At 68.4% G+C, this 2358-nt stretch carries 4 protein-coding genes; all 4 read left to right on the forward strand.

The genetic code is table 11. The features are described 5' to 3' along the window. Positions 1-646, forward strand: a 646-nt coding sequence (locus FFT10_RS27500; protein ID WP_228027350.1) for an energy transducer TonB, incomplete at its 5' end; no start/stop codon positions are given. A 62-nt stretch (positions 647-708) separates the two neighbouring features. Further along, on the forward strand, positions 709-1545 hold the full coding sequence (locus tag FFT10_RS27505) for a MotA/TolQ/ExbB proton channel family protein (protein WP_137736079.1): 837 nt from the start codon (positions 709-711) through the stop codon (positions 1543-1545). A gap of 3 nt (positions 1546-1548) precedes the next feature. Next, complete coding sequence (locus FFT10_RS27510) at positions 1549-1980, forward strand: ExbD/TolR family protein (RefSeq protein WP_137736080.1); 432 nt, start codon at positions 1549-1551, stop codon at positions 1978-1980. Positions 1981-1990: 10 nt separating this feature from the next. Next, positions 1991-2358: ExbD/TolR family protein (locus FFT10_RS27515; protein WP_137736081.1), on the forward strand; the 368-nt coding region annotated here is incomplete at its 3' end.

Consider the following 2358-nt stretch of genomic DNA (forward strand, 5'->3'; position numbering starts at 1 on the left):
CGGTCTGATCGTGGTGGTCGTGGGTCACGTGGTCCTGGGTTATGCCCTGGTCAACGGGTTGGGCCACAAGATCGTCGAGGTGATCAAGGCCCCGATCGAGACGAAGATCATCGAGGAGGTCAAGCCGCCGCCACCGCCGCCGCCGGAGAACCTGCCGCCGCCGCCGAAGGTGGCGCTGCCGCCGCCGTCGTTCGTGCCGCCGCCGGAGATCCAGGTGGCCAACCCGCCGCCGGCCCCGGCCATCACCGTCACCCGCGAGGCCCCGCCGCCGGCCCCCGTGGCCATCGCCCCGGCACCGGCGCCGGGCCCCACCGCACCGGCCGCACCGCCGGCGCCGCCCGCGCCCAAGCGCCAGGCCGTGGCCCCGGTGATCAACGTGGCCACCTGCGAGAAGCCGGAATTCCCCGCCGCCGCGATGCGTGCCGAGGCCACCGGCACCACCAAGATCCGCTTCACCGTGGATGCCACCGGCAAGGTGAGCAAGGCCGAGATCGAGAAATCGGCCGGCCCCTCGCGCGAGCACCGGCTGCTCGACCGCACCGCGATCGAGGCGCTGAGCAAGTGCCCGTTCAAGCCCGGCACCGACGAGAACGGTCAGGCCGTGGGCGCGACCACCGTCGTCGAGTACGTCTGGAAGACTGAATAAGCCGGCCGCCGCCGCCCCGGCGACGCCTTCTCCCTCTCAATCCGCTTGTCCCTGGAGTGACCATGTCCCTGCTGAGTTTCCTGCGCGCGCCGCTGGCCGCCGCCCTGGTGGTGATCGCCACCCTCGCCACCACCGCCCCCGCACCGGCCCTGGCACAAGCCTCGGCGCCGGCGGCCGATGCCGCCGCCCCGGCAGCCGCGCCCGCCCCCGCCCCGGCCGAGCCGGTGGTCGCCAAGGAGGAGGTGATGAACCCCTACGGCCTGGAGGCGCTGTGGAAGCAGGGTGACTTCGTCGCCAAGGGCACGCTGATCATCATGATCATCATGAGCATCGGCTCCTGGTACATCATCTTCACCAAGCTGTTCGAGCAGCAGAAGCTGCTGAAGGCGGCCAGCGCCATCGGCGACAGCTTCTGGAAGGCCAATTCGATGAAGCAGGCCACCGGCACGCTCGATGAAGGCAGCGCCTTCCGCTACATCGCCGAGCAGGGCGTCAAGGCCGACGAGCACCACGAGGGCACGCTGGTGGAGGCCATCGACCGCCACACCTGGATCAGCATGAGCGTGGAGCGCGCGGTGGGCAACATCAACAGCCGCCTGCAGGACGGCCTGGCCTTCCTGGCCACGGTGGGCTCCACCGCCCCGTTCGTGGGCCTGTTCGGCACGGTCTGGGGCATCTACCACGCGCTGACGGCCATCGGCATCGCCGGCCAGGCCAGCATCGACAAGGTGGCCGGCCCGGTGGGCGAGGCGCTGATCATGACGGCCATCGGCCTGGCCGTGGCCGTCCCCGCGGTGATGGGCTACAACTGGCTGATCCGCCGCAACAAGAGCGTGATGGAGAAGATCCGCGCCTTCAGCGGTGACGTGCACAACGTCCTGCTGGCCGGCAAAAGGTAAGCCATGGGCATGAGCGTCGGCTCGCCGGACGACGACGGCGAAGAGCAGATGAACTCGGCCATCAACACCACGCCCCTGGTGGACGTGATGCTGGTGCTGCTGATCATCTTCCTGATCACGATTCCCGTGGTCACCCAGAGCATCACGTTGCAGCTGCCCAAGGAGCGCAACGTGCCCACGCAGACCAAGCCCGAGAACGTGCTGCTGGCCGTCAGCAAGGATGGCGACATCTACTGGAACACCCGCAAGATGCCCGACATCGAGAGCGTGGTGGCAGAGCTGAAGAAGGAGGCGGTCAAGGAGCCGCAGCCCGAGGTGCACATCCGCGGTGACGAGGAAGCGCGCTACGAGGCCGTGGGCCGCCTGGTGGTGGCCTGCCAGCGCGCGGGCATCGCCAAGGTGGGCTTCATCACCGAAGCGCCCCCCAAGCAATGAGGAGCACACCATGGGAATGAATGTCGGCAACGCCAGCGGCGAAGACGAGGTGATGGTGGAGATGAACACTACGCCGCTGATCGACGTGATGCTGGTGCTGATCATCATGCTGATCATCACCATCCCGCTGCAGACGCACGCGGTGAAGATGAACATGCCGGTGGGCCCGAGCAGCGCGCCGCCCAAGCCGCCGGAGATCGTGCGCATCGACGTCGACTTCGACGGCACCATCGGCTGGAACGGCGAGATCGTCCCCGACCGCGCCACGCTGGAGAACAAGCTCAGCCAGGTCGCCGCCCTGCCCGACCAGCCCGAGGTGCACCTGCGCCCCAACAAGCTCGTCTCCTACAAGGTCGTCGCCATGGTCATGGCCAGCGC

Origin of the sequence: Pseudaquabacterium pictum (assembly GCF_005403045.1) — a bacterium.
GTDB classification, from domain to species: Bacteria; Pseudomonadota; Gammaproteobacteria; order Burkholderiales; family Burkholderiaceae_C; genus Pseudaquabacterium; species Pseudaquabacterium pictum.